Below are 23,109 nucleotides of genomic sequence, written 5' to 3' on the forward strand. Positions count from 1 at the left end.
GGGGCCCGCCGATCCGGCTCACGGCCCCGCGAGGGCCCACCTTGTCTCGCCGGAGACAAGAGGCGCACCCGGATTTGTCCGCACGGTGACACATTCCGGGACGCCGGGCCGTAATGGTGTCACGCCTATTGTCCCGATGATCTCGAACGACCTAACGTGCGGCCTGTGAAGCGCACGCGACACGCCTGCTGGAGGTGATATGGGAATCGAGGTGGCTGTTGAGGGTCTGACGATGTCCTTCGGCAAGCAGAACATCTGGCAGGACGTGACCTTGACCTTGCCCGCGGGTGAAGTCAGCGTCATGCTCGGCCCTTCCGGTACCGGGAAGACGGTGTTCCTCAAATCGCTCATCGGTCTGCTGAAGCCGGAACGGGGACGTGTCCTCGTGGCCGGAGTCGACATGGTGAACAGCTCCGAACGTGACATATACGAGGCCCGCAAGCTCTTCGGCCTGATGTTCCAGGACGGAGCGCTCTTCGGGTCCATGTCCCTCTTCGACAACATCGCCTTCCCGCTGCGCGAGCACACGCGGAAGAAGGAGTCGGAGATCCGGCGGATCGTCATGGAGCGCATCGACGTCGTCGGGCTCGTCGGCTCCGAGGGCAAGCTCCCCGGCGAGATCAGCGGCGGTATGCGCAAACGGGCGGGACTGGCCCGCGCGCTCGTGCTCGACCCGCAGATCGTGCTGTGCGACGAGCCGGACTCCGGCCTCGACCCCGTCCGCACCGCCAACCTCTCCCAGCTGCTGATCGACCTCAACGCGCAGATCGACGCGACGATGCTCATCGTCACCCACAACCTCGACATCGCCGCCACCGTCCCCGACAACATGGGGATGCTCTTCCGGCGCAACCTCGTCACCTTCGGCCCGCGCGAAGTGCTGCTCACCAGTGACGAGCCGGTCGTGGCGCAGTTCCTCGCGGGACGGCGCGAAGGCCCCATCGGGATGTCCGAGGAGAAGGACGCGGCCACGCTCGCCGCCGAGGCCGCCGTCCCCGCCGCCGAACCCGCCGCGCCCCGGGTCATCGTTCCGCAACTGGAGCCCTCGCCCGGACTGCCCCCGCGCCAGGCGGCCCTGCGGCGCCGCGAGCGGGTCCTCGGCATGCTCGACACGCTGCCGCCCGCCGCCCGCGCCGCCATCGAGGACACGTACGCGCGCAGAGCGCAGGCGCCCACCCTGCGGATGCCGGCCACCGGGAGCGGTTCGTGATCACGAACGGGCTGCGTCACACCGGCCGCCTCTTCGCCCTCGCGGCCGAGGTGGGCCGGTCCATCTTCAGACGGCCCTTCCAGTTCCGGGAGTTCGTCGAGCAGTTCTGGTTCATCGCCAGCATCACGATCCTGCCGGCCGCGCTCGTCTCCATCCCGTTCGGCGCGGTGATCGCCCTCCAGGTCGGGTCGCTCACCCAGCAACTGGGCGCGCAGTCGTTCACCGGAGGCGCCAGCGTCCTGGCCGTCATCCAGCAGGCGAGCCCGCTCATCGTCGCCCTGCTCATCGCCGGCGCCGGCGGCTCCGCCATCTGCGCCGACCTCGGCTCCCGCACGATCCGCGAGGAGCTCGACGCGATGGAGGTCATGGGCGTCTCACCCGTCCAACGCCTGGTCGTACCGCGGGTGCTGGCGACGATGGGCGTGGCCGTGCTCCTCAACGGCCTGGTGTCCGTCGTCGGGACCCTCGGCGGCTACTTCTTCAACGTCATCCTCCAGGGCGGCACCCCGGGCGCCTACCTGTCCAGCTTCTCCGCGCTCGCCCAGCTGCCCGACCTGTACATCAGCGAGTTCAAGGCCCTCGTCTTCGGATTCATCGCGGGCATCGTCGCCGCCTACCGCGGCCTCAACCCCCGCGGCGGCCCCAAGGGGGTCGGCGACGCCGTCAACCAGTCCGTCGTCATCACGTTCATGCTGCTGTTCTTCGTGAACATGGTGCTGACGGCCGTCTACCTGAACATCGTCCCACCGAAGGGAGGCTGAGGCGATGGCCTCCCCGTTCGTCTGGCTCGACCGGTCCGGCGACCAGTTCCTGTTCTACGTCAAAGCCCTGGCCTGGATCCCGCGCACGCTGCGCCGCTACCTCAAGGAGGTCCAACGGCTCCTCGCCGAAGTGGCCTTCGGCTCCGGCGGGCTCGGCGTGATCGGCGGCACCATCGGCGTGATGATCGCGATGACCCTGTTCACCGGCACGGTCGTCGGCCTCCAGGGATACGCGGCCCTCGACCAGATCGGCACCGCCGCGTTCACCGGGTTCATCTCCGCGTACTTCAACACGCGCGAGATCGCCCCCCTGGTCGCCGGGCTCGCCCTCTCCGCCACCGTCGGCGCCGGCTTCACCGCCCAGCTCGGCGCGATGCGGATCAACGAGGAGGTCGACGCCCTCGAAGGCATGGGCATCCGCTCCATCCCGTACCTGGTGACCACCCGCATCATCGCGGGCGTCGTCGCGATCATCCCGCTCTACGCGATCGGCCTGCTCTCGTCGTACCTCGCCTCCCGCTACGTGACCGTCCTGTTCAACGGCCAGTCGCAGGGAACGTACGACCACTACTTCAACCTGTTCCTCTCACCGACGGACGTCGTGCTGTCGGTCCTCAAGGTGTTCATCTTCAGCGTCATGGTGATCCTCGCCCACTGCTACTACGGATTCCGCGCTTCGGGTGGCCCCGCCGGGGTCGGCGTCGCCGTGGGCCGCTCCGTGCGGAACGCCATCGTGATCATCAGCATCACGGACTTCTTCCTGTCGCTGGCCCTGTGGGGCGCGACCACGACCGTGAAGGTGGCGGGGTGAGATGAGCAGCCCACGGGGTGAGACCCTGAGCCGCCGACTGGCCGGAGTCGTCTTCCTGCTGGTCCCCGCCCTCCTCGTCTGGCTGGCGATCGCGGTCTACGACAAGCAGTTCACCGACAGCGCCCCGATCACCGTCGAGACGGGCAGCGTCGGCAACGAGATGCACCCGGGCGCCGAGGTCAAACTGCGCGGCGTCGTCATCGGCGAGGTCCGCTCCATCGAGGCCACCGGCACGGGAGCCCGGCTCACCCTCGCGATGGATCCCGGCACCCTCGGCCGGGTCCCCTCCGACGTACGGGCACAGATGCTGCCGACCACCCTGTTCGGTGAACGGTTCGTGGCGCTCGTCCCGCCGCCGGCGCCCTCGCCGGAGCCGATCGGCGCCGGGGCCGTCATCCCCGAGGACCGCTCCGGCAACGCCGTGGAACTCCAGCAGGTCCTGGACAACGTCCTGCCCATGCTCACCGCCGTCCAGCCGCAGAAGCTGTCGGCCACCCTGTCCGCCGTGTCCCGGGCCCTCGAAGGGCGCGGCGACAAGCTCGGCGCCACGCTCGCCCAACTGGACGCCCACCTGCAGAAGTTCAACCCGGAGCTGCCCGCGCTCAACCGCGACCTCAAGGAACTCGTGAAGGTCAGCAACCTGTACGCGGACGCGGCCCCCGACATCGTCACGGCGCTCACCGACTTCACCACCACCAGCGGCACCCTCGCCGAGAAGGAGACCGAACTGGCCGGCACCCTCGGGGCCACCACCCGCACCGCCCAGGACGTCACCTCCTTCCTGCGGCAGAACAAGGACAACATCATCCGGCTCAGCGCCACCGGCCGGCCCACCCTGGAGCTGCTCTCCGAGTACTCCTCGTCCTTCCCCTGCACCCTGCGCACCCTCGCCGAGTTCGTGCCGGCCATGGACAAGGCGCTCGGCAAGGGCACCGACCAGCCCGGGCTGCACGTCAACGTGGTCACCGTGCCCTCGCGCGGCGCGTACGCACCCGGTCGCGACACCCCCTCCTACACCGCGGGCGGCGGTCCGCGCTGCTATCCGGTGCCCTACCTCGGCATCCCGGTGGCCCCCGCCGTGCGGCCCGCGGCGGCAGCCGAGCAGAACCTCGGCCCCGCCAACTCCCCGCAGGAGAACGACTTCCTGAACGAACTCCTCGCGCCCGCAGCCGAGAAGCGGGCCGGCGAACTGCCCGACTGGAGCAGCCTGCTGGCGGGACCCGCCTACCGGGGCACGGAGGTGATCCTCAAGTGACGAACGACCTCGCCCACACCCGACGGCGACCCCTGACCGGACCACTGGTCAAGTCCCTCGTCTTCGTGCTGGTCACCGCCCTCGCCACGACCGTGCTCGCGCTCAGCATCGCCAACACCGGCGTGAGCTCGGACACCCGCTCGTACAAGGCGCTGTTCACCGACGCCACCGGGCTCATCGACGGCGACAGCGTCCGGATCTCCGGCGTGAAGGTCGGGGAGGTGACCGACGTCCGCGTCGTCGACCGGCGCACCGCCCAGGTCACCTTCCGCGTCCGCGACGACCGTACGCTCCCCGGCTCGGTGACCGCCGCCGTGAAGTACCTCAACATGGTCGGGCAGCGCTACATCGCCCTCGACCGGGGCAGCGGCGACGTCGGCGGCACCCTGCGGGCCGGTGCCACCATCCCGCTGGAGCGCACCACACCCGCCCTCGACATGACGCTGCTCTTCAACGGGTTCAAGCCGCTCTTCGAGGGTCTCTCGCCGGGTGACGTCAACGAGCTCGCCGGCTCGCTCATCCAGGTCCTCCAGGGCGAGGGCGGCACGGTCGACAGCCTCATCCGGCACATCGGTTCGCTCACGCACACGGTCGCCGCCAAGGACAAGGTGATCGGCCAGGTCGTCACCAACCTCAACACCGTCCTGGACACGCTCAACACCCGTGAGGCCGCCTTCGACGACCTCGTCGTCACCCTCCAGAAGCTCGTCACGGGCTTCAACGGCGACCGCAAACCCCTCGGCGACGCCGTCCAGGCGATGGGCGACCTCACCACCACGACCGCGGGACTCCTCCAGGACGGGCGCGCCCCCCTGAAGCAGAGCATCGGCGAACTGGGCCGCCTTTCGAGCACCCTCGGCGACCGCACACCGCAGATCGAGACCTTCCTCGACAGGACCCCGGCCAAGATGGCCGCCCTGGCCCGCCTGTCCTCGTACGGATCGTGGTTCAACCTCTACCTCTGCGAGGCCCGCGTGAGCGGTGTGAGCACCTCCGACGGCTCCAACCCGCCGACCGGCATCATCGTCACGGAATCGAGGTGCCGAGGATGAGCCGCCCGCCCCGGTTCACCCCCGTCAGGGCCCGCAACCCCGTCGCGGTGGCCGCCGTCGGCCTCGTCGTGCTCGCCCTGATCGCCGTCCTCGCCTACCACGCGGACCGCCTGCCGTTCGCCGGCACGGGCACCACCTACAGCGCCGACTTCACCGAGGCCGCCGGTCTCGGTACCGGCGACGAGGTGCGCATCGCCGGGGTCAAGGTCGGCTCGGTCACCGGCGTCGCCCTCGACGGGCCCAAGGTGAAGGTGACCTTCGCGGTCGGCGACGCCTGGATCGGCGACCGCTCCACCGCCGCCATCGCCATCAAGACCCTGCTCGGCGACAAGTACCTGGCCCTGGACCCGCTGGGCGCCGCACGCCAGAACCCCCGCAGCCGCATCCCGCTGGCGCGGACCACGTCCCCGTACGACGTGACGCAGGCGTTCCAGGACCTGAGCGGCACCGTCGACGCCATCGACACCAAGAAGCTCGCCGAGAGCTTCGAGACCATCTCCGACACCTTCAAGAACTCGCCGCCGAACGTGCGCAGCGCCGCCACCGGCCTGTCCGAACTGTCGAAGTCCGTCTCCAGCCGCGACGCCCAGCTCACCCGGCTCCTCCAGGGGAGCCGGACGTTCACCAAGACCCTGGAGGGAAAGAAGTCCAGCTTCGAGACCCTGCTGGAGGACGGCGGTTCGCTGCTCGGCGAGCTCAAGGACCGGCGTGACGCCATCCGCGCCCTGCTCAAGGGCAGCCGGGACCTGGGCACGCAGCTGAGCGGCATCGTCGACGACAACGACCGGCAGCTCGGACCCACCCTGAAGGCGCTGAGCCGCGTCACCAAGGTCCTGGAGGAGAACAGCAGCCAGCTCGACAAGACCCTGGCCCTCGTCGGACCGTACTACCGGCTCGTCGGCAACACCCTCGGCAACGGTCACTGGTTCGACAGCTACCTGTGCGGAGTCGTGCCGCGGAACTACCTGCCCGAGGCGTCGCAGCCCAAGACCGGATGCCAACCGCCGCAGCAGACACCGGCGGCGGCGAAGGGGAGCGGTGAATGATGACCACACCCAGAAGGCCCCTCACCATCGGGCTCGCCCTCGTGGTGCTCGCGGCCGTCGGACTCGTCGGCGTACGCCTCCTCGGCTCCGACGGCACCCGGGTCACCGCCTACTTCGACCGTGCCGTCGGCGTCTACGCCGGATCGGACCTGAGGATCCTCGGGGTACGGGTCGGCGAGATCGAGTCCGTGGAGCCCGAGGGCACCCGGGTGCGCGTCCGCCTGCGCGTCGACGACGGCGTCCGCGTCGCGGCCGACGCACGGGCCGTCATCGTCGCCCCGAGCATCGTCGCGGACCGGTACGTCCAGCTCACCCCGGCGTACAGCACGGGCCCGGCGCTCGCCGACGGGGCGCAGCTCGCCGCGTCCCGCAACCGCACCCCCGTCGAGATCGACCAGCTGTACGCCTCGATCACCGACCTCGGCAAGGCCCTCGGCCCCGACGGCGCCAACGCGACCGGCGCTCTGTCCGGCCTGCTCGACACCGGCGCGGAGAACCTCAAGGGCAACGGTGACGCGATCGGCACGTCCATCAGGGAGTTCGGCAAGGCGGCCAAGACGCTCGACGGCAGCAGTGACGACCTGTTCGCCACCCTCGGTCAGCTCCAGACGTTCACCACCATGCTGAAGGACAACGACGGCGACGTCCGCACCGCTCAGGAGCGCCTCGACGACGTGGTGACCTTCTTCGCCGCCAACAAGGACGACCTCGCGGGCGCCCTCGCCGAACTCGGCAAGGCCCTGGCCCAGGTGAAGACCTTCATCCAGAACAACCGCGCCGAGCTGAAGCAGAACGTCGACCGGCTCGTCCCCCTCACCCAGGCCCTCGTCGACCAGCGGGCCTCCCTCGCCGAAGCCCTGGACGTGGCCCCGCTCGCGGCGGCCAACGTGGTGGGCGCGTACAACGAGGACACCCGCACCCTCGACGGCCGGGCCAACCTCAACGAGATCAGCATGGGCGGACCGCTGCTCCCGCTGCCCGTGACCGGCGGCTCCTCGGCCACCGGCGGGAAGGGGGACCGGTGAAGCGCCGCAGCCCCTTCGCCGGCAAGGGCGCCGGGACCAAGGCCGGCGGCATCGTCGCCCTGGGCGCGGTCGTCGTACTCACCGTGACGGTGCTCCCCGGACTGCCCCGCTTCGACGGCATCGAGGACCTGCCGCTGCCCGGCGGCGCGGACCTCGGCTCCCACCCGTACACGGTCACCGCCGAACTGACCGACGTCCTCAGCCTCGTACCGCAGTCCGCTGTCAAGGTCAACGACGTCGCCGTCGGCCGGGTCACCGAGATCCGGCTCGGGACCGGCGACTGGACGGCGCGCGTCACCATGAGGATCAACGGCGACGTCCGCCTGCCCGCCGACGCGGGCGCCCGCCTGCAGCAGTCCAGCCTGCTCGGCGAGAAGTACGTCGAACTCACCGCCCCCGCCAAGGACACGGGCGGTGCGCGCCTCGGCGACGGCAGCACGATCCCGCTCTCCCGCACCAGCCGCAACACCGAGGTCGAGGAGGTCTTCGGCGCCCTGTCCCTGCTGCTCAACGGCGGCGGGGTCAACCAGCTGAAGACCATCTCCAAGGAGCTGAACGCGGCGCTCGGCGGACGCGAACCCGAGGTCCGCTCCATGCTGGAGCGGGTCAACACCCTCGTCACCGAACTCGACGCCCACCGGGACGACATCACGCGGGCGCTCGACGGCGTCAACCGGCTCTCCACCACCCTGGCCGGGCGCAAGGAGGACGTGGGCAAGATCCTCACCGGTCTCTCGCCCGGCCTCAAGACCCTGGAGGAGCAGAGGGGTTCGCTCCTCACGATGCTGCGGGCCCTCGACACGCTGTCCGGTGTCACCGTCTCCACCGTGAACGCGAGCAAGGACGACATGGTCGCCGACCTCAAGGCCCTGGCGCCGACGCTGAAGGCACTCGCCGACGCCGGCACCGACTTGCCCGACTCCCTCCAGGCGCTGCTGACGTACCCCTTCACCGACGAGGTGATGCGCGGCGTCAAGGGCGACTACCTCAACACCTACCTGTACATCGCCGCCGAACCCGGCACGCGCGTCATCCCGCCGCTCGTCCCGCAGGCCACACCCACCCCGCCTGCCGATCCGGGCACCCCGCCCGGCGATCCGGGCACCCCGCCGGACGATCCGGGCGCCACCCTCCGCCGGGGCGCGTCCGGCGCCGGGTCCGCGAAGCCGGCGTCACCGCTGCCGCTGCCGCCCGTCCAGAGCGCCGCACCGGCCGGGCCGTCCGCCGCTCCGGGTGCGACGGACACCGCGACCGGAGCCGAAGACGGAGGGAAGACCCCGTGATCACCCTCGCCGTACGGCTGAAGAACCTCGCGTTCCTCGTCATCGCCGTCCTCGTCCTCGGCTTCCTGGGCATCCGCTACGCCGACCTGGGCCGCTACGTCGGCGCCGCCGACCACTACACCGTCGACGTCCACCTCTCCCGCACCGGCGGCCTGTTCCCCCACTCGGACGTCACCTACCGGGGCGTCTCCGTGGGCCGCGTCGGTGCCATCGACCTCACCGCCGACGGGGTCGTGGCCCGGCTGCGCATCAAGAAGTCGGCCGCCCCCGTCCCCGCCGACGCGAAGGCCGTCGTCGCCGGACTGTCCGCCGTCGGCGAGCAGTACATCGACCTGCGGCCCGACAGCGACCAGGGGCCCTTCCTCGCGGACGGGGCCCGTATCGACCAGGCCGACACCGAGGTACCCGCGCCCGTCACCGACCTCCTGACCAGCATGAACGACCTCACCCGGTCCGTTCCGCTCGACTCGCTGCGCACGGTCGTCGACGAACTGGGCGCGGCGTTCGAGGGGCACGGCGACGACCTCCAGGCACTGATCGACAGCGGCAGCGCGTTCGTCCAGGCAGCCGACCGCTCCCTGCCCGCGACCAGCCGCCTCATCAACGACGGCGAGGTCGTCCTGCGCACCCAGGCCGAAGAAGGTCAGGCCATCAGAGACTTCGCCACCGGCGCGCGCGACCTCGCCGTCACCCTCAAGGGCTCCGACAGCGACCTGCGCCGCCTCCTCGCCGTCACCCCGGGCGCGGCCACGCAGGTCAGCGGCCTCCTGCGCGATCTCGATCCGAGCCTCGGCGTGGTCCTCGCCAACCTGCTCACCACCTCGGAGATCGCCGTGACCCGGCAGCGCGGCATGGAAGAGCTCCTCGTGAAGTTCCCCGCGGCCGTCTCCGCGGGCGCCACCACCGTCGACGGAGGACGGATGAACCTCGGCATGGCCGTCACCTTCTTCAAGCCCCTTCCCTGCACCTCCGGTTACGGCGGTACGCGCTACCGCAACGGCCTCGACCTCGGTACCGCACCCGCCCTGAACACCGCAGCCTCCTGCACCAGTCCCGCCTCGTCCGGGACGAACGTGCGCGGCTCCGCGAACGCCCCGAAGGGCGGGGCCGTCCCCACCCCGGCCCGACCCGGCTCCCTGCCCTCGGGCAGCGCCGGCTCCGCCGCCGCGCCGGCCGCGGCGGCCCTGCCCGGGGCGCTCGGCCTGCCGGCCCAGGACGGCGGACCCACCGACATGGCCGGGCTGCTCGGCCTCGGCGCCGGGAGCGGCCGGTGAGGCGGGCGCGCGTCCTCGCGGGCGCGGGACTGGCGGTGGCGCTCGCCTTCTGCGGGACCGGGGCCTGGACGTACGCGCAGGCCCGCACCGACGACGGGCTCGCCTTCAGCCGCGAGCGGGACGACGCCCTCGCCCAGGGCCGCGGCCACATCGCGGTGCTCACCACCCTGGACGCGTCCACGCGCGAGCACGCGGAGGCCGGGATCAAGGCGTGGCGCGAGGCCTCCACCGGGCCGCTGCACACCGAACTGAGCGCCACCCGGGCGGCGACGGGCGCCTCGGCGCGCGCCACCGTCACCGAGGCGGCCGTCACCGCGCTGGACGTCCGTGCCGGTACGGCGAAGCTCATCGCGACCGTGCGCGTCGACGTCACGCCCGAGGGCGCCTCGAAGACGACCGGCGACCGCAAGCGGCTGGAGGCCGTACTGGAGCGCACGGGCGACGCCACGTGGAAGGTCAGGGCGCTGAGCGCCGTTCCGGTGGCGGGCGCGGGCGCCGCCGGTTCCGGGACCGCCACCGGGGGGAGCGGGGCGCGGTGACGCGGCTGCCTGAGAAGACGACGGACGGACCCGCGGAGAGCGGGGTGCCGGAGGCCGCGCACGGCCCGGTCGCGCCGGACACGGCCGACCGGGAGGCGCCGGGAGGGCCCGCTGCCGGGACGCAGAAGGCCGAGCCCGCCGGTGAGGCCGGTGCGAGCCCGGCCACCGGGGACGCGGGCAGGGCCGACGGCGGCCCGCAGGCGACGGACGACGGGGCGCCGGACGAGGCCGACGGCGGTTCCGACGGCTACGCCACCCCGGACGGCCACGCCACCCCGGACGGCCGGGGCGGCGCCGGCTCCCGCTTCGGCGGCCGGTGGCACACGGCGGCCCTCGCGGCGGCCGTCGTCGTGCTGCTCCTGGGCGGGAGCGCCTTCTTCCACGGCGCGCACCGGTTGCACTCCACCCCGTCCGCGCAGAACCGCGCCCTCACCGACACCGTGGCCACCGAGCGGGTGAGCGCCGAGGTCGGTGACGGCCTGGCCAGGATCTTCTCGTACACCCCCACCGGCGCCGACGCCACCGCGCGATCGGCGCGGACGGTGCTCGGGGGGCGGGCCGCCCGGCAGTACGACGACCTGTTCGCCCAGCTCCGTACGAACCTGGAGACACAGAAGCTCACCCTCACCACGCAGGCCGTCCGCACCGGGGTGATCGAACTGGACGGGGACACCGCACGGCTGCTGGTGCTCCTCGACCAGACCTCGCAGCGGGACGGGGGCGCCGCCACCTCGGCCGCGGCCCAGCTGACCGTCACCGCCCGGTTCCAGGAGAACCGTTGGCAGATCGTCGACATCAAGGCCCGCTGAGCGATGAGCGGGAGACGGGACCACCCCATGACACTCGCGGTCCGCGCCCTCGGGGGCGCCCGGCCGATCCTGGCCGCCGCCGTCGTGCTCACCCTGATCGCGGGCGGTTTCGCCGCCTGGGCCGGCCTGGGCTGGTACGGGGCGAGCCACGACGAGTCCGCCGCGTACGCACTCCAGCGCGACCGGGCGCTCGCGGCGGCGGAACAGGCCGTGCAGAACCTCAACACCCTCGACCACACCAAGGTGGACCAGGGCCTCGACCTGTGGGAGTCGTCCACGACCGGTGAACTGCACGACCAGCTCGTGCAGGGGCGCACCGAGTTCGCCCATCAGGTCAAGGCTGCGAAGACGGTGACGACGGCCCGGGTGCTGTCCGGCGCCGTCACCGAACTGGACGACCGCGCAGGCCGGGCCAGGGTGCTGGTCGCCCTGCGGATCACGGTGAAGGCGGCCGACGACAAGAGCAGCGAGAAGGACAGCCGCATGCTCGGTGAACTGACCCGCACCGGGACCCACTGGAAGCTCAGCGCGCTGGGCCAGGCGCCCGTGGGTGGCACGGCGTCCGGCTGACCGGCCGCCGCACCGCGAGAACCACCCGCACCCGAGAGGACACGCACGATGTCGACGACCCGCCACCTCATCAACCGCCAGCGCCGCCGCCGGGCCGTCGGCGGACAGACGGTCCCCGCGGCGCGCGCCGCCGGGGACACGGGACCGGAGCAGGCCCTCGGCGGCGCGTCCGCGGGGAAGAGCGCCCGGCCGAAGCGGCAGGAGCCGCCGGAGCGCGACGCGGGGGCCGCAGCGGCCGGCACCGCGAGGGGCGGTGGGAGGAACCTGGCCCCCCTCCTGATCCTCTGCGTCCTCACCCTCCTCCTCGGAGCCTTCGCCGGCTTCGCCCAGAGCCGGGCCGCCGCGCTGCGGGACGATCCGGCACGCGGCAACACCGCGCTCACCGACCTGGCCCGCACCAGCGAGATCAAGGGTCAGACCGCCAAGGCGGTGGCCTCCCTCTTCTCGTACGACCACGCGAAGCCGGACGCCTTCGAGAGCGCGTCGAAGACCTTGCTCACCGGCAAGGCCGTCACCCAGCACCGGGCGCTCTTCGGCGAGGTCCTCGCCCAGGCCGGGAAGCAGAAGACGGTGGTCACCACGACGGTCACCGACAGCGCGGTCGAGCGCATCGACGGCGACCGGGCGCGCGTCCTGATCTACGCGGACCAGAGCAGCGTGGGCACGGCGGGGACCGGGAAGCAGGCCCCTGAGGGCCAGGCCGCCCAGGACCAGGGGGTCTACGCGGGCGCGATGTTCGCCCTCGACCTCGTCGCGCGCGACGGGCGCTGGCTGGTGGAGGGCATCGACACCTTCGGCCGCTGAGCCGGAGGCCGCGCGCGGACCGCCGTGACGGCGGCCGCCGGCCGCTCCGGGAGGTTGCCAGACGCACGAAACGGCCCGACGCTTCAACTCCTTCTGCCCCATGCTCGCCTGGAGGCTGTTCGTCAGCGAGGCGACGGTCAAGAGCCATCTCAACCGCACCATGAACAAGCTGGGCCTGGAGAGCCGCGCGCAGGCGGTGGTCGCGGCCTACGAGAGCCGCTTGGTGGTACCGGGCGGCCAGGTCTGAGGCCCTGGCGGCCGCGCCCGGGCCCGGGAGGCGGATCCCGGTTCACCGGACGGCCACCCGGTGTCCGTCCTCCCGTTCCGGCCGCCGGTGGGGTTTGTCGGTCGGGCGTGCTTTGCTGGGGGCATGATCGATGAGTTCCTGGCCCGTGGCCTGTCCGATGTCGAAGAGGCCGTCCGCAAAGCGGCGGCGGTGGAGATCATGCCGAGGTTCCGGCAGCTCGCCGAGCACGAGGTCGACGAGAAGAGCGGTCCGCACGACCTGGTGACCATCGCGGACCGGCAGGCCGAGGAGCACCTCACGGCCTCCCTCACGCGGCTGCTGCCCGGTTCGGCCGTGGTCGGCGAGGAGGCCGTGCACGCCGATCCGACGGTGTACGGCGCGCTGCGCGAGGACGCCCCCGTGTGGATCGTCGACCCGGTCGACGGCACCCGCCAGTTCGTCAACGGCGACCCCGCCTTCTGCACCCTGGTCGGGCTCGCCCACCGCGGCGAGATCCTGGCCTCCTGGACCTTCGCCCCGGCGCTGGAGGAGATGTCCACGGCCGTCCGCGGGCAGGGCGCGTACGTCAACGGAGTTCGCATCCAAAGCGGTTCGCCCGATCAGGGCGCCGACCTGCGGGTCGCCACGGCCCACCCGCTGTACACCTCCGAGGCGGACAAGCGGACCCTGTCCCGGCTGGACGTGCCCGGTGTCGCGGCCCGCCCCTGCGGCTCCGCGGGCCTGGAGTACCTGCGGGTGGCCCGCGGCGAGATGGACGGCCTGGCCTTCACCTGGCCCTCCGCCTGGGACCACGCGGCCGGCCTGCTGCTGGTCGCCGAGGCGGGCGGGGCCCAGAGCACGGTCGACGGGGTCCCCTTCCGGGTGGACCGCGACAACGCGCTGCCCTTCGCGGTCGGCCGCGACGAGGCCACCGCGATACACATCCGGGACCTGCTCCGGGGCGCGTAGCGGACCGGCCGCCCCGAGGGGCGCCATATCCTGGTGGCGCAGGCGCCGCCGGACGAAGGAGTCGCAAGTGTCGTCGATCCTCGATGCGGTCGTGGTGGGGGCGGGTCCCAACGGGCTGACGGCCGCCGTCGAACTGGCCCGCCGCGGCTTCTCGGTCGCCGTCTTCGAGGCCGCCGACTCGATCGGCGGGGGAGCGCGGACCGAGGAGCTCACGCTCCCCGGCTTCCGTCACGACCCGTGCTCGGCCGTGCACCCGCTGGGCATCGGCTCGCCGGTCTTCGCCACGATGCCCCTGAAGCGGTACGGGCTGGAGTGGCTGCACGCCCCGCTGCCCCTGGCGCACCCCTTCGACGACGGCACCGCCGCCGTCCTGTCCCGCTCCGTCGCCGAGACGGCGGCGTCCTTCGGGCCGCGGGACGCGGGCACCTACCGTCGCCTGGTCGCGCCGTTCCTCGGCAAGTGGGACACCCTGGCACGCGACTTCATGTCGCTGCCGACCACCGCGCTGCCCCGGGACCCCGTCACGCTCGCCCGGTTCGGGCTGGCCGGGCTGCCGCCCTCCACCTGGCTGCTGCGCCGGTTCCGCGACGAACCCGCCCGCGCCCTCATCGCGGGACTCGTGGCCCACGTCATCGCCCCCCTCGGCGGGATCGGCACCGGCGCCGTCGGCCTGGTCTTCGCCCTGGCCGCGCACGCGAACGGCTGGCCCCTGCCGCGCGGCGGATCGCAGTCCATCTCCGACGCCCTCGCCGCGTACCTGCGCGACCTCGGCGGGACCGTCCACACCGGCTTCGAGGTGAAACGGCTCGACGAGCTGCCGCCGGCCCGCGCGTACGTCTTCGACACCTCGCCGACCGCCCTCGCCCGCATCGCCCGCCTGGGCAACGCCTACGACGGCTACCGGTACGGCGCGTCCGTCTTCAAGATCGACTATGCGCTGGACGGACCGGTCCCCTGGACCGCCGGGGAACCGCGCCGGGCCGGGACCGTCCAGATCGGTCCGCGCACCCGGGACATCGACGCCGCCCTCCAGCTGGCCTCCGGCGGCCGGGCCCCCCGCACGCCGTTCCTCATCACCGCGCAGCCGAGCCTCGTCGACCCCGGCCGGGCGCCCGAGGGCAAGCACGTCTTCTGGGCGTACGGGCACGTCCCCGCGCGCTGGGACGGCGACCTCACCGACGCCGTCGAGCGCCAGCTGGAGCGCTTCGCCCCCGGCTTCCGCGACCTGGTGCTGGCCCGCGCCACCGCCGGGCCGCCGCAGCTGGCCGCCAAGAACCCCAACTACGTCGGCGGGGACATCGCCTGCGGCGCCGCCTCCGGGCTCCAGCTCCTGCTGCGGCCGAAGCTGACCCCCTCCCCGTACACGACGGCGCATCCGGCGGTCTTCCTCTGCTCCTCGGCGACCCCGCCGGGCCCGGGCGTGCACGGCATGTCGGGCCACAACGCGGCCAAGGCGGTCTGGCGCCACCTGCGCCAGGGCTCCTGAGCGGTCGGGGCCGGAGCCGGTGCCCGCCGCCCGCCGGGCCGTCCGCCCGCGACACAGGGCCTCCCGGCGATGCCTCGGATAGGGTGAATCCGAAGGAAATCAGGCCCCCCGGGGTGAGGTCGGTGCGTTGGACGTTTACCAGTCGACGAGCGAGGTGCCGGACCAGCCGGCGGCGGCTGTCGGATACGCGGGTGTGCTCCGCGAGCTGCTCCCCCTCGCCCTGTGGCGGGAGGACGCCGACGGCCTGATCGTGGAGTGGTCCCTCGCCGCCCAGGACCTGCTCGGACACCGGCCCGCCGACATCCTCGGCCGGCCCGGCAGCAGCGTGCTCGTCCCCGAGGCCAACCGCGGGCTCGCCGACGACCTGACCCGCCGTGTCCAGGCCGGGGAGACCGTCGTCGGGACGCTGCCCGTGCGCCACCGCGACGGCCACCGCGTGACGATGGAGATGTGGATCGTCCCCGCCGCCGACCCGCGGGGGCGCACCGGGGCGCTGCTGATCGCCGTGGAGACCTCCGAGGTCCTCCACATGCGGGACTCCCTCGCCGCCCTCCAGAGCCTGTTCACCCAGTCGCCGATCGGCCTGGCCACCCTCGGCACCGACCTGCGGTTCCTGCGGGTCAACGACGCGCTGGCCCGGATGAACGGCGTCTCCGCCGCCGAGCACCTGGGCAAGCGGCTCACCGAGGTGGTGCCCGGGGTCAACGCCATCGCGCTGGAGGCGACGATGCGGCAGGTCCTCGACAGCGGCACGGCCGTGGTCGACGTCCGCCGCACGGGCCGCACCCCCGCCGACCCCGAGCACGACCGCACGTGGTCCTGCTCGTACGCCCCGCTGCTGGACGGCAACGGGCGGCCCCTCGGCGTGATCGCCTCCCTCATCGACATCACCGAGGGCCAGCGGGCCCAGGCCGAGGCGGACCGGGCCCGCGGCCGGTTCGCCCTGCTCGCGGAGGCCGGCACCCGGATCGGGACGACCCTGGACCTGGAGCAGACCGCCCAGGAGATCGTGGAGGTCCTGGTGCCGCGGCTCGCCGACTCGGCCGACGTCCAGCTCCTGGAAGCCGTCCTGGAACCCGACGACGCCGGAGCGTCGACGCGCGGCGTCCTGCGCCGCCTGGCCGCCCGATTCCCCGACCCGACCGCCCCCACCGCGAAGCTCGCCGCGGGACAGACCTTCCAGATCCCCCGGGGCACCGTCTACGAGCGGGTCATCGCCGGCGGCCGGGCCATGAACCTGTACCTCTCCGACATCCCCGCACTGATCACCGACCCGCGCGCCCAGGCCCTGCGCGCCTACCTCGCCACCCTCGGCTCCGCCCGCCTGATCCCCCTGGTCGCCCGGGGGGCCGTGCTGGGCGCGGTCGCCGTCACCCGGGTCCGCGGGCGGGAGCCGTTCGAGGAGGAGGACTGCGTGCTCGTCGACGAGCTGATCGCCCGCGCGGCCCTCAACATCGACAACGCACGGATGTACACCCGCCAGCGGCAGGCCGCCCTGACCCTCCAGCGCAGCCTCACCAACAGCGAGCTGCCCCGGGTCGCCGGCCTGGAGCTCACCGGGCGCTACCTGCCGGCCAGCGACCACGACGTGGGCGGGGACTGGTTCGACGTCATCCGGCTGTCCGGCGGGCGGACCGGCATGGTCATCGGCGACGTCATGGGACACGGCATCCACGCGGCGGCCGTCATGGGGCAGCTGCGCACGGCCGTCCGGACCCTCGCGCGCCACGAGGTGCCCCCGGCGCAGCTGCTGCGCTCGCTGGACGCCGTGGTGGCCGACCTGGGGGAGGACGAGATGGCCACCTGCGTGTACGCCGTCCACGACCCGGTGACGGGCGTGTGCGAGATCGCGCGCGCCGGCCACCCGCCGCCGGCCGTGGTCACCGCCGACGGGACGATCACGTTCCTCGACGGCCCGCCCGGGACCCCGCTGGGCACCGGGGGGCAGGACTTCCGCACCGAGGCGGTGCCGCTGCCCCCGGGGAGCCTGCTCGCGCTGTACACCGACGGGCTCATCGAGGCCCGGGACCGCGACCTGGACCAGGGCATGGCCCAGCTGGCGCTGGCGCTGGGGGACGTGCGGCAGCCCCTGGAGGAGCTGTGCGACGGGATCCTGGCGGGGCTGCTGCCGGGCGCCCCCCAGGACGACGTGGCGGTCCTGCTGGCCCGCACCCTGCCCGTCTGACCGGCGGCCACCCGGTCCGCACGGGCCCCGTCACCAGGCCAGGTCCTCCAGCGCGTCCAGGTCCAGCGGGGCCGCCGCGGGCGGTTCCGCGCCCCCGGTCAGGGGCAGCTCGGCCCAGATCACCTTGCCCCGCTCGGTGTACCGGGTGCCCCACCGCTCGGCGTACTGCGCGACGAGGAACAGCCCGCGCCCGCCCTCGTCGGTGGTGGCCGCGTACCGCAGGTGCGGGGAGGTGCTGCTGCCGTCGGAGACCTCGCAGACCAGGCTCCGGTCGCGGAGCAGGCGCACCCGTACGGGAGCGCTGCCGTACCGGATGGCGTTGGTGACCAGCTCGCTGAGGATCAGCTCGGCGGGGAAGGCGATGTCCTCCAGGCCCCAGGCGGTGAGCTGCGCCGAGCCCGCGTTGCGCACCCGCGACACGGCCGACGGCTCCCCGGGCACCTCCCACTCGGCGATCCGGTCGGGCTCCAGGCGCCGGGTGTCGGCGATGAGCAGGGCGATGTCGTCGCTCGGCGTCGGGAACAGCAGGGCGGCGAGCACGTCCGCGCAGGCCTGGTCGGGGCTCCGGCCCGGCCGGGCCAGGGTCTCGGCGAGCAGGACCAGCCCGGTGTCGAAGTCCCGGTCGCGGTCCTCGACCAGTCCGTCGGTGAACAGCGCCAGCCGGGTCCCCTCGGGCAGCCGCAGTTCGGTGGCCTCGAAGGGCATGCCACCGACGCCGAGGGGGAGGCCGGCCGGCATCTCGGGGAACTCCACGCGCCCGTCGGGGTGGACCAGGGCGGGCCCCGGATGCCCGGCGCTCGCCATCAGGCACCGGCCGGAGACGGGATCGTAGACGGCGTACAGGCAGGTGGCGCCGGTGACGGCGGCGGGCTCGTCGAGGAGCTCCGTCCCGCCGGGGCCCGAGCCGTCGGCCGCCCCGCCGGACCCGGCGGCGTCGGAGCCGTCGCCGGCCGGGCCGGGCCCGGACTCGTTCTGGTCGATCCGGTGGATCAGTTCGTCCAGGTGCCCGAGCAGCTCGTCGGGCGGCAGGTCCAGGGTGGAGAAGTTGTGCACGGCGGTCCGCAACCTGCCCATCGTGGCCGCGGCGTGCACCCCGTGCCCGACGACGTCCCCGACGACCAGCGCCACCCGGGCCCCGGGCAGCGGGATCACGTCGAACCAGTCCCCGCCCACCCCCGCCTTCGCCGGGAGGTAGCGGAACGCCACGTCCACGGCCGTCTGGTCGGGCAGCACCCGGGGCAGCAGGCTCCGCTGGAGGGCCACCGCCGTCGCGTGCTCCCGCGTGTAGCGGCGGGCGTTGTCGATGGAGACGGCCGCGCGCGCCCCGAGCTCCTCGGCGAAGGACAGGTCCTCTTCGTCGAACGCCTCCGGGGTGTCGGCGGCCCGCCAGAAGTTGGCCATGCCCAGGACCACCCCGCGCGCCTGGAGCGGTACGGAGATCAGCGAGTGCAGCCCGTAGTCGAGGGCCACCCGGGTCCCGGCCGGGTCCTGGGCCCGCCACCCCATGGCGGCGTTCAGATCGGCCGCGAGCACCGCGTGCCCGGCGTTCAGCGCCGCCGACATCGGGGCCGTCGACACGGCGAAGCGGATGAGGTCGCCGACGGGCTGGAGCGGCTGGCCGGCGCGGACCCCGCTCATCGCCGCCCGGCGCATCTCGGTGTACGCGCCACCGGCCCGGACCGGCTCGTCGCCGCGCAGCACCGGCTCCAGCAGCTCGACGGTGACGAAGTCCGCGAAGCGCGGCACGGCCACCTCCGACAGCTCCTCGGCGGTCCGCACCACGTCCAGGGTCGTGCCGATGCGCACCCCGGCGTCGTACAGCAGCTGGAGCCGCCCGCGGGCCACCTCGGCCCGGCCGGAGAGCGAGGCGAGCTCGGTGGTGTCGCGCAGGGTCATGACGCTGCCGGTGGGCCGGCCCGCGTACGGCTCGGTGGGCCGTACGTTGACGGCCAGCAGCCGGTCGCCCGCCCGGTGGACCTCGTCCGTGGCGACCCGGCCCGACACCAGCAGCTCGGTGGTGCGCGCGTCGAGGCCGAGTTCGGAGACGTGACGCCGCTCGGCGTCGGCGGGCAGGTCCAGGAGGCGGCGGGCCTCGTCGTTGGCGAGGACCAGCCGGCCGTCGGCCCCGATGATGAGCACACCCTCGCGCACGGCGTGCAGGACCGCCTCGTGGTGCTCGCTCATCCGGGACATCTCGGCGGCGCCCAGGCCGTGCGTCTGGCGCCGCAGCCGGCGGCTCACGAGGGCCGCGCTGCCGGTGCCGAGGAGCAGGGCGCAGGCGGCGGCCCCCACCAGCAGCGGGAGCTGGTCCTCGACCACGTCGGAGACGTTCTCCACCTCGATGCCGGTGCCGACCAGCCCCACGACGGCGCCGCTCGCGTCCCGTACGGGCACCACGGCCCGGACCGCGTCGCTCGGCGCGCCCTCGAAGGACTCGGTGAACGACTGCCCGGCGACGGCGCGGGAGAGGTCGCCGGTGGCGCGCCGCCCGATCAGCTCGGGCCGCGAGTCCGTGTAGCGGACCCCGGAGGTGTCCATGACGGCGATGAAGTCGATCCCCGAGGCCAGGCGGGCGGCCTCGGCCAGCGGCTGGAGCTCGGCGGTCGGGTTCGGCGCCCTCAGGGCCTCCGGGAGGCCGGGGGCGTGCGCGAAGGCCTCCGCGGCCGCGAGCGAACGGTGGCGGGCATCGCGCTGACTGTCGAACCGGGCCTGGACCAGCAGGGCCACCGAGGCGGCGCCGATCAGCAGCAGCACGACGACCGCCTGGAAGGCGAAGACCTGACCGGCGACACTGCGCATCCCCCTGGACAGGCGCGCGAGCAGCCGCGCACCCCACCCGGTCGGCTGGCGACCCTTGCGTCCGGTCATGAGCCATTTCTAACACTGTCGCGGTGGTTTGGCGGCGGCTGCGCGGGCGCCGGGGTCCGCGCGGCACCGGTGGGACCGCGCCCGGGTCCCGACCGGTGCCGGGGCGGCCGGCGTCCGGCCCGCGCACCGGCCCGGGAACGGCCGGGGCCCGGACCCCCGAAGGGGCCCGGGCCCCGGCCGCCGCGACCGGTACCGGGGCCGGTGGGCAGGTCCTCGGAAACCGGACCGGTCAGAGGATGTCGGCGGCGATGTTCGCCGCGACCCGCTCCAGCAGGGGGCCCGCGTTCGGGATGGACTTGGCCGGGTCGGGCTCCAGGTCCGTCAGCGGGTACGCCCGGCGGATGCCGGCCGCCTCCAGGGCCTCCTGGCCCAGCAGCAGGCGGCCGCAGACCGCCACCACGGGCTTGCCCGCCGCGCGCGCGGCGGCCGCCACGCCCGCCGGGGCCTTGCCGTGCAGGGTCTGCTCGTCCAGCGACCCCTCGCCGGTGATGACCACCGTGGCGCGCTCCAGCGCCGACGCGAAGCCCAGTACCTCCAGCATCAGCTCGATGCCGGGGCGGAACGTCGCGCCGAGCAGCAGCGCCCCGTACCCGATGCCGCCGGCGCCGCCCGCGCCCGGGAGGACCGCGCATGCGGCGGCCTTCGCGCCGATCGACTTCTCCAGCACCACCGCGAAGTGGGCCAGCGCCGCGTCGAGGGTCGCCACGTCCTGCGGCGAGGCGCCCTTCTGCGGTCCGTAGACCGCGGGCGCGCCCTTGGGGCCCGTCAGGGGGTTGTCCACGTCGCTGGCGAGGACGAAGTCCACGTCTGCGAAGCGCGGGTCGATCCCGGACAGGTCCGCGGAGGCCAGCGAGGCCAGTGCGCCGCCGCCCGGTCCGACCGGTTCGCCGTTCGCATCCAGGAACACCGCGCCCAGTGCGGCCAGCATGCCGGCGCCGCCGTCGGTGGTGGCGCTGCCGCCCACGCCGAAGACGATCGAGCGGGCGCCCGCGTCCAGGGCGGCCTTCAGCAGCTCGCCCGAGCCGTACGTGGTGGCGGTCAGCGCCGCGAAGGTGCCCGCGGGCAGCAGCTGCAGCCCGGAGGCCTCCGCCATCTCGACCACAGCGGTGCCGTCGCGCAGCGCGAAAGCGGCCGTGACCTGGTCACCGAGGGGTCCGGTGACCCGTACCTCCCGGCGTTCGAAACCGGCCGCCACGGCGGCCGCGACCGTACCGTCGCCGCCGTCCGCGACGGGGAGGGTCTCGATCTCCACGTCCGGTACGGCCGCGCGAAGCCCGGCCGTCACCCGCTCCGCGACCTGCACGGCCGTGAGCGAGCCCTTGAATTTGTCCGCGGCGATGAGCACGCGCGCGGTCTCAGTTACTGCTCCGTCCGTCACTTGCCATTCCCTTGCTATCGAACAGTGCAGTCGCGCCGCCATGAGCCTATCCGGAGGATCCTCCTATGCCCATGGGTGGCCTGGGTCACACCCGGCGTGCCATCGCCCCAAAAGTGTATGTACCACCCCATAGGCGGGCCCCCTGAGCGCGGAATCGCTGGAACGGTCACGTCCGGACGGCCCGGGCGGGGGGTCCGACGGTTCCGCGGACTGCGCCGGGCCCTGGTGAAGGAGCTCCGCGCGGACCCCGGCGCGGGACCGGCCCGCCACCACGCCCTGCACGGGCTGCGCGACGCGGTCCGGACGATGGCCGGCGACGCCGTCACCGAGCAGGGCCCGGACCGGCACCCGCGGCTGCGGCGCGTCTCGCAGTCCAGGGGCCGCGACCGCGAGGACGGCGGGGGCCCGACGTCCGGTTGATCCGCGACGGCGGCCTTCGGAAGGGGGCCTCCGCACCCCCGGAGCGCCTGGGTAGGGTGGCGTCGTGACCACCACGGATGACTACGCCACCTACATCGCGAGCCTGCCCCGGGTGCTGGCCGGAGCCGCCGCCCTCTACCGCGACGCGGAGGGCCGGGTGCTGCTCGTCGAGCCCAACTACCGGGCGGGCTGGGCCCTTCCCGGTGGCACCATCGAGTCCGACCTGGGTGAGTCTCCGCGCACGGCCGCCCGCCGCGAGAGCGCCGAGGAGATCGGCATCGACGTCCCGCTGGGCCGGCTGCTCGCGGTCGACTGGACCCTCGGTGCGGCCCGCCCGCCGCTCGTCGCGTACCTCTACGACGGCGGGGTGCTGGACGCGCACCAGCTCGCCTCCATCACGCTCCAGGAGGAGGAACTGCTCTCCTGGCGGCTCGTCGAGCCCGCCGAACTGACCGCGTACCTGCCCGGATCGCTCGGCCTGCGCACCGCTGAGGCCTACCGGGTCCTGCAGTCCGGCGAGGGCGCCGCGGAGCTGGAGAACGGCCGCCCGCCGGCGGCCTGAGCCGTGTCGTCCGCGCCCCACCGGAGCCGCCGCCCGGAGCCCGTCATCCGTCAGCGTCACCCGGAGCCCGCCCGGTGACACCGCGCCCCTTCGACCAGGACACGATTCAGCAGATGATCACGATGTACGCCTGGCCCAGCACCGCCGACGGACCGGACGCCCTCCCCATGGTCCACTTCACGACCGACGAGCAGGCCGGCGGGGAGCTCACCCCCGAGGGGACGCCCGTCTGGCTGTTCGACTCCGCGATACGCGACGGCGGCTGGGCCCAGTTCACCGACTTCGAGGGCTGGTCCGTCCCCGCCGCCGGCTGGCAGGCCTATTACCGCCGCGAGGACGGCTTCCTCGCCGTCACCGGACCGGGCTCCTGCGAGGGCTGGTACGAGGGCGGCCTCGGCGCCGACGCCGACTGGGTCGAGGCGGCCGCCGCCCAGCAGAGCGTGGTCCTGCTCGCCGCCCCCGTCCAGCACCCCTCGCTCTACGCCTACGCCGTCGAGGCGGGCGCCGCCTTCGCCCTGCTGGTTCCGCTCGCCGTCGTCTGAGCCGAGCCGGCCGGCCCTCCGTAGACTGACGGGC

20 protein-coding genes and 2 pseudogenes are annotated in these 23,109 nt (G+C 73.5%); 20 read left to right on the forward strand and 2 right to left on the reverse strand.

What is annotated here, in order from left to right:
• Positions 1-199 precede the first annotated feature (199 nt).
• From ACFWW8_RS06720 to ACFWW8_RS06800, 17 genes and pseudogenes are all read left to right on the forward strand, one after another.
• Entirely contained in the window at positions 200-1,210 is a 1,011-nt protein-coding gene (locus tag ACFWW8_RS06720; RefSeq protein WP_386524563.1) for an ABC transporter ATP-binding protein, read from the forward strand.
• Positions 1,207-1,971, forward strand: a complete 765-nt coding sequence (locus ACFWW8_RS06725) for an MlaE family ABC transporter permease (protein WP_386524565.1) — start codon at positions 1,207-1,209, stop codon at positions 1,969-1,971. The genes ACFWW8_RS06720 and ACFWW8_RS06725 overlap by 4 nt, the downstream gene beginning before the upstream one ends.
• A gap of 4 nt (positions 1,972-1,975) precedes the next feature.
• Positions 1,976-2,782 carry an MlaE family ABC transporter permease gene (locus tag ACFWW8_RS06730; RefSeq protein ID WP_383915667.1) on the forward strand — a complete coding sequence of 269 codons (807 nt, stop codon included), beginning with the start codon at positions 1,976-1,978 and terminating at the stop codon, positions 2,780-2,782.
• 1 nt (position 2,783) lies between these two features.
• Positions 2,784-4,037 carry an MCE family protein gene (locus ACFWW8_RS06735; RefSeq protein WP_386524566.1) on the forward strand — a complete coding sequence of 418 codons (1,254 nt, stop codon included), beginning with the start codon at positions 2,784-2,786 and terminating at the stop codon, positions 4,035-4,037.
• Positions 4,034-5,089, forward strand: a complete 1,056-nt coding sequence (locus tag ACFWW8_RS06740; protein WP_386524568.1) for an MCE family protein — start codon at positions 4,034-4,036, stop codon at positions 5,087-5,089. The genes ACFWW8_RS06735 and ACFWW8_RS06740 overlap by 4 nt, the downstream gene beginning before the upstream one ends.
• Positions 5,086-6,135, forward strand: coding sequence for an MCE family protein (locus ACFWW8_RS06745; protein WP_386524570.1), 1,050 nt, complete (start codon positions 5,086-5,088; stop codon positions 6,133-6,135). Before ACFWW8_RS06740 ends, ACFWW8_RS06745 begins: the two co-directional genes overlap by 4 nt.
• Complete coding sequence (locus ACFWW8_RS06750) at positions 6,135-7,160, forward strand: MCE family protein (RefSeq protein ID WP_386525093.1); 1,026 nt, start codon at positions 6,135-6,137, stop codon at positions 7,158-7,160. Before ACFWW8_RS06745 ends, ACFWW8_RS06750 begins: the two co-directional genes overlap by 1 nt.
• Positions 7,157-8,443 (forward strand): MCE family protein, encoded by a 1,287-nt coding sequence (locus tag ACFWW8_RS06755; protein WP_386524572.1) that lies wholly within the window; start codon positions 7,157-7,159, stop codon positions 8,441-8,443. Before ACFWW8_RS06750 ends, ACFWW8_RS06755 begins: the two co-directional genes overlap by 4 nt.
• Complete coding sequence (locus tag ACFWW8_RS06760) at positions 8,440-9,717, forward strand: MCE family protein (RefSeq protein WP_386524574.1); 1,278 nt, start codon at positions 8,440-8,442, stop codon at positions 9,715-9,717. The genes ACFWW8_RS06755 and ACFWW8_RS06760 overlap by 4 nt, the downstream gene beginning before the upstream one ends.
• On the forward strand, positions 9,714-10,256 hold the full coding sequence (locus ACFWW8_RS06765; RefSeq protein WP_386524576.1) for a hypothetical protein: 543 nt from the start codon (positions 9,714-9,716) through the stop codon (positions 10,254-10,256). Before ACFWW8_RS06760 ends, ACFWW8_RS06765 begins: the two co-directional genes overlap by 4 nt.
• Entirely contained in the window at positions 10,253-11,065 is an 813-nt protein-coding gene (locus ACFWW8_RS06770; RefSeq protein ID WP_386524578.1) for a hypothetical protein, read from the forward strand. Before ACFWW8_RS06765 ends, ACFWW8_RS06770 begins: the two co-directional genes overlap by 4 nt.
• A 27-nt stretch (positions 11,066-11,092) precedes the next feature.
• The gene (locus tag ACFWW8_RS06775; RefSeq protein WP_386524580.1) at positions 11,093-11,635 is read left to right on the forward strand and encodes a hypothetical protein; all 543 of its coding nucleotides are present in this window, start codon (positions 11,093-11,095) and stop codon (positions 11,633-11,635) included.
• Positions 11,636-11,683: 48 nt separating this feature from the next.
• The gene (locus ACFWW8_RS06780; protein WP_386524582.1) at positions 11,684-12,439 is read left to right on the forward strand and encodes a hypothetical protein; all 756 of its coding nucleotides are present in this window, start codon (positions 11,684-11,686) and stop codon (positions 12,437-12,439) included.
• Between the two features lie 106 nt (positions 12,440-12,545).
• Positions 12,546-12,686 (forward strand): annotated as a pseudogene (locus ACFWW8_RS06785) (response regulator transcription factor); the annotation flags it as partial.
• 123 nt (positions 12,687-12,809) lie between these two features.
• On the forward strand, positions 12,810-13,634 hold the full coding sequence (locus ACFWW8_RS06790) for an inositol monophosphatase family protein (protein ID WP_386524584.1): 825 nt from the start codon (positions 12,810-12,812) through the stop codon (positions 13,632-13,634).
• Between the two features lie 67 nt (positions 13,635-13,701).
• A complete protein-coding gene (locus ACFWW8_RS06795; protein WP_386524587.1) occupies positions 13,702-15,120 on the forward strand; it encodes a phytoene desaturase family protein in 1,419 nt (472 codons plus the stop codon).
• A gap of 127 nt (positions 15,121-15,247) precedes the next feature.
• On the forward strand, positions 15,248-17,305 hold the full coding sequence (locus ACFWW8_RS06800; RefSeq protein WP_386524590.1) for a SpoIIE family protein phosphatase: 2,058 nt from the start codon (positions 15,248-15,250) through the stop codon (positions 17,303-17,305).
• Positions 17,306-17,335: 30 nt separating this feature from the next.
• Here the strand turns inward: ACFWW8_RS06800 and ACFWW8_RS06805 are convergent, their stop codons facing one another.
• Together ACFWW8_RS06805 and ACFWW8_RS06810 are read right to left on the reverse strand one after the other, a co-directional pair.
• Entirely contained in the window at positions 17,336-20,173 is a 2,838-nt protein-coding gene (locus tag ACFWW8_RS06805) for a SpoIIE family protein phosphatase (RefSeq protein ID WP_386524592.1), read from the reverse strand.
• 229 nt (positions 20,174-20,402) lie between these two features.
• Positions 20,403-21,551: a glycerate kinase gene (locus ACFWW8_RS06810; RefSeq protein ID WP_386524594.1), complete on the reverse strand. Its 1,149-nt coding sequence runs from the start codon at positions 21,549-21,551 to the stop codon at positions 20,403-20,405.
• A 219-nt stretch (positions 21,552-21,770) separates the two neighbouring features.
• Between ACFWW8_RS06810 and ACFWW8_RS06815 the strand changes: the two are divergent.
• The 3 genes and pseudogenes from ACFWW8_RS06815 to ACFWW8_RS06825 all read left to right on the forward strand — a co-directional run.
• A pseudogene (locus ACFWW8_RS06815) lies at positions 21,771-21,971 on the forward strand (BCCT family transporter); the annotation flags it as partial.
• A gap of 64 nt (positions 21,972-22,035) precedes the next feature.
• Positions 22,036-22,533, forward strand: a complete 498-nt coding sequence (locus tag ACFWW8_RS06820; protein ID WP_386524597.1) for an NUDIX domain-containing protein — start codon at positions 22,036-22,038, stop codon at positions 22,531-22,533.
• Positions 22,534-22,646: 113 nt separating this feature from the next.
• Positions 22,647-23,075, forward strand: coding sequence for a hypothetical protein (locus ACFWW8_RS06825; RefSeq protein WP_386524600.1), 429 nt, complete (start codon positions 22,647-22,649; stop codon positions 23,073-23,075).
• The last annotated feature ends 34 nt before the right edge of the window (positions 23,076-23,109 follow it).

Source organism: Streptomyces sp. NPDC058701, assembly GCF_042715295.1.
Lineage (GTDB): Bacteria > Actinomycetota > Actinomycetes > Streptomycetales > Streptomycetaceae > Streptomyces.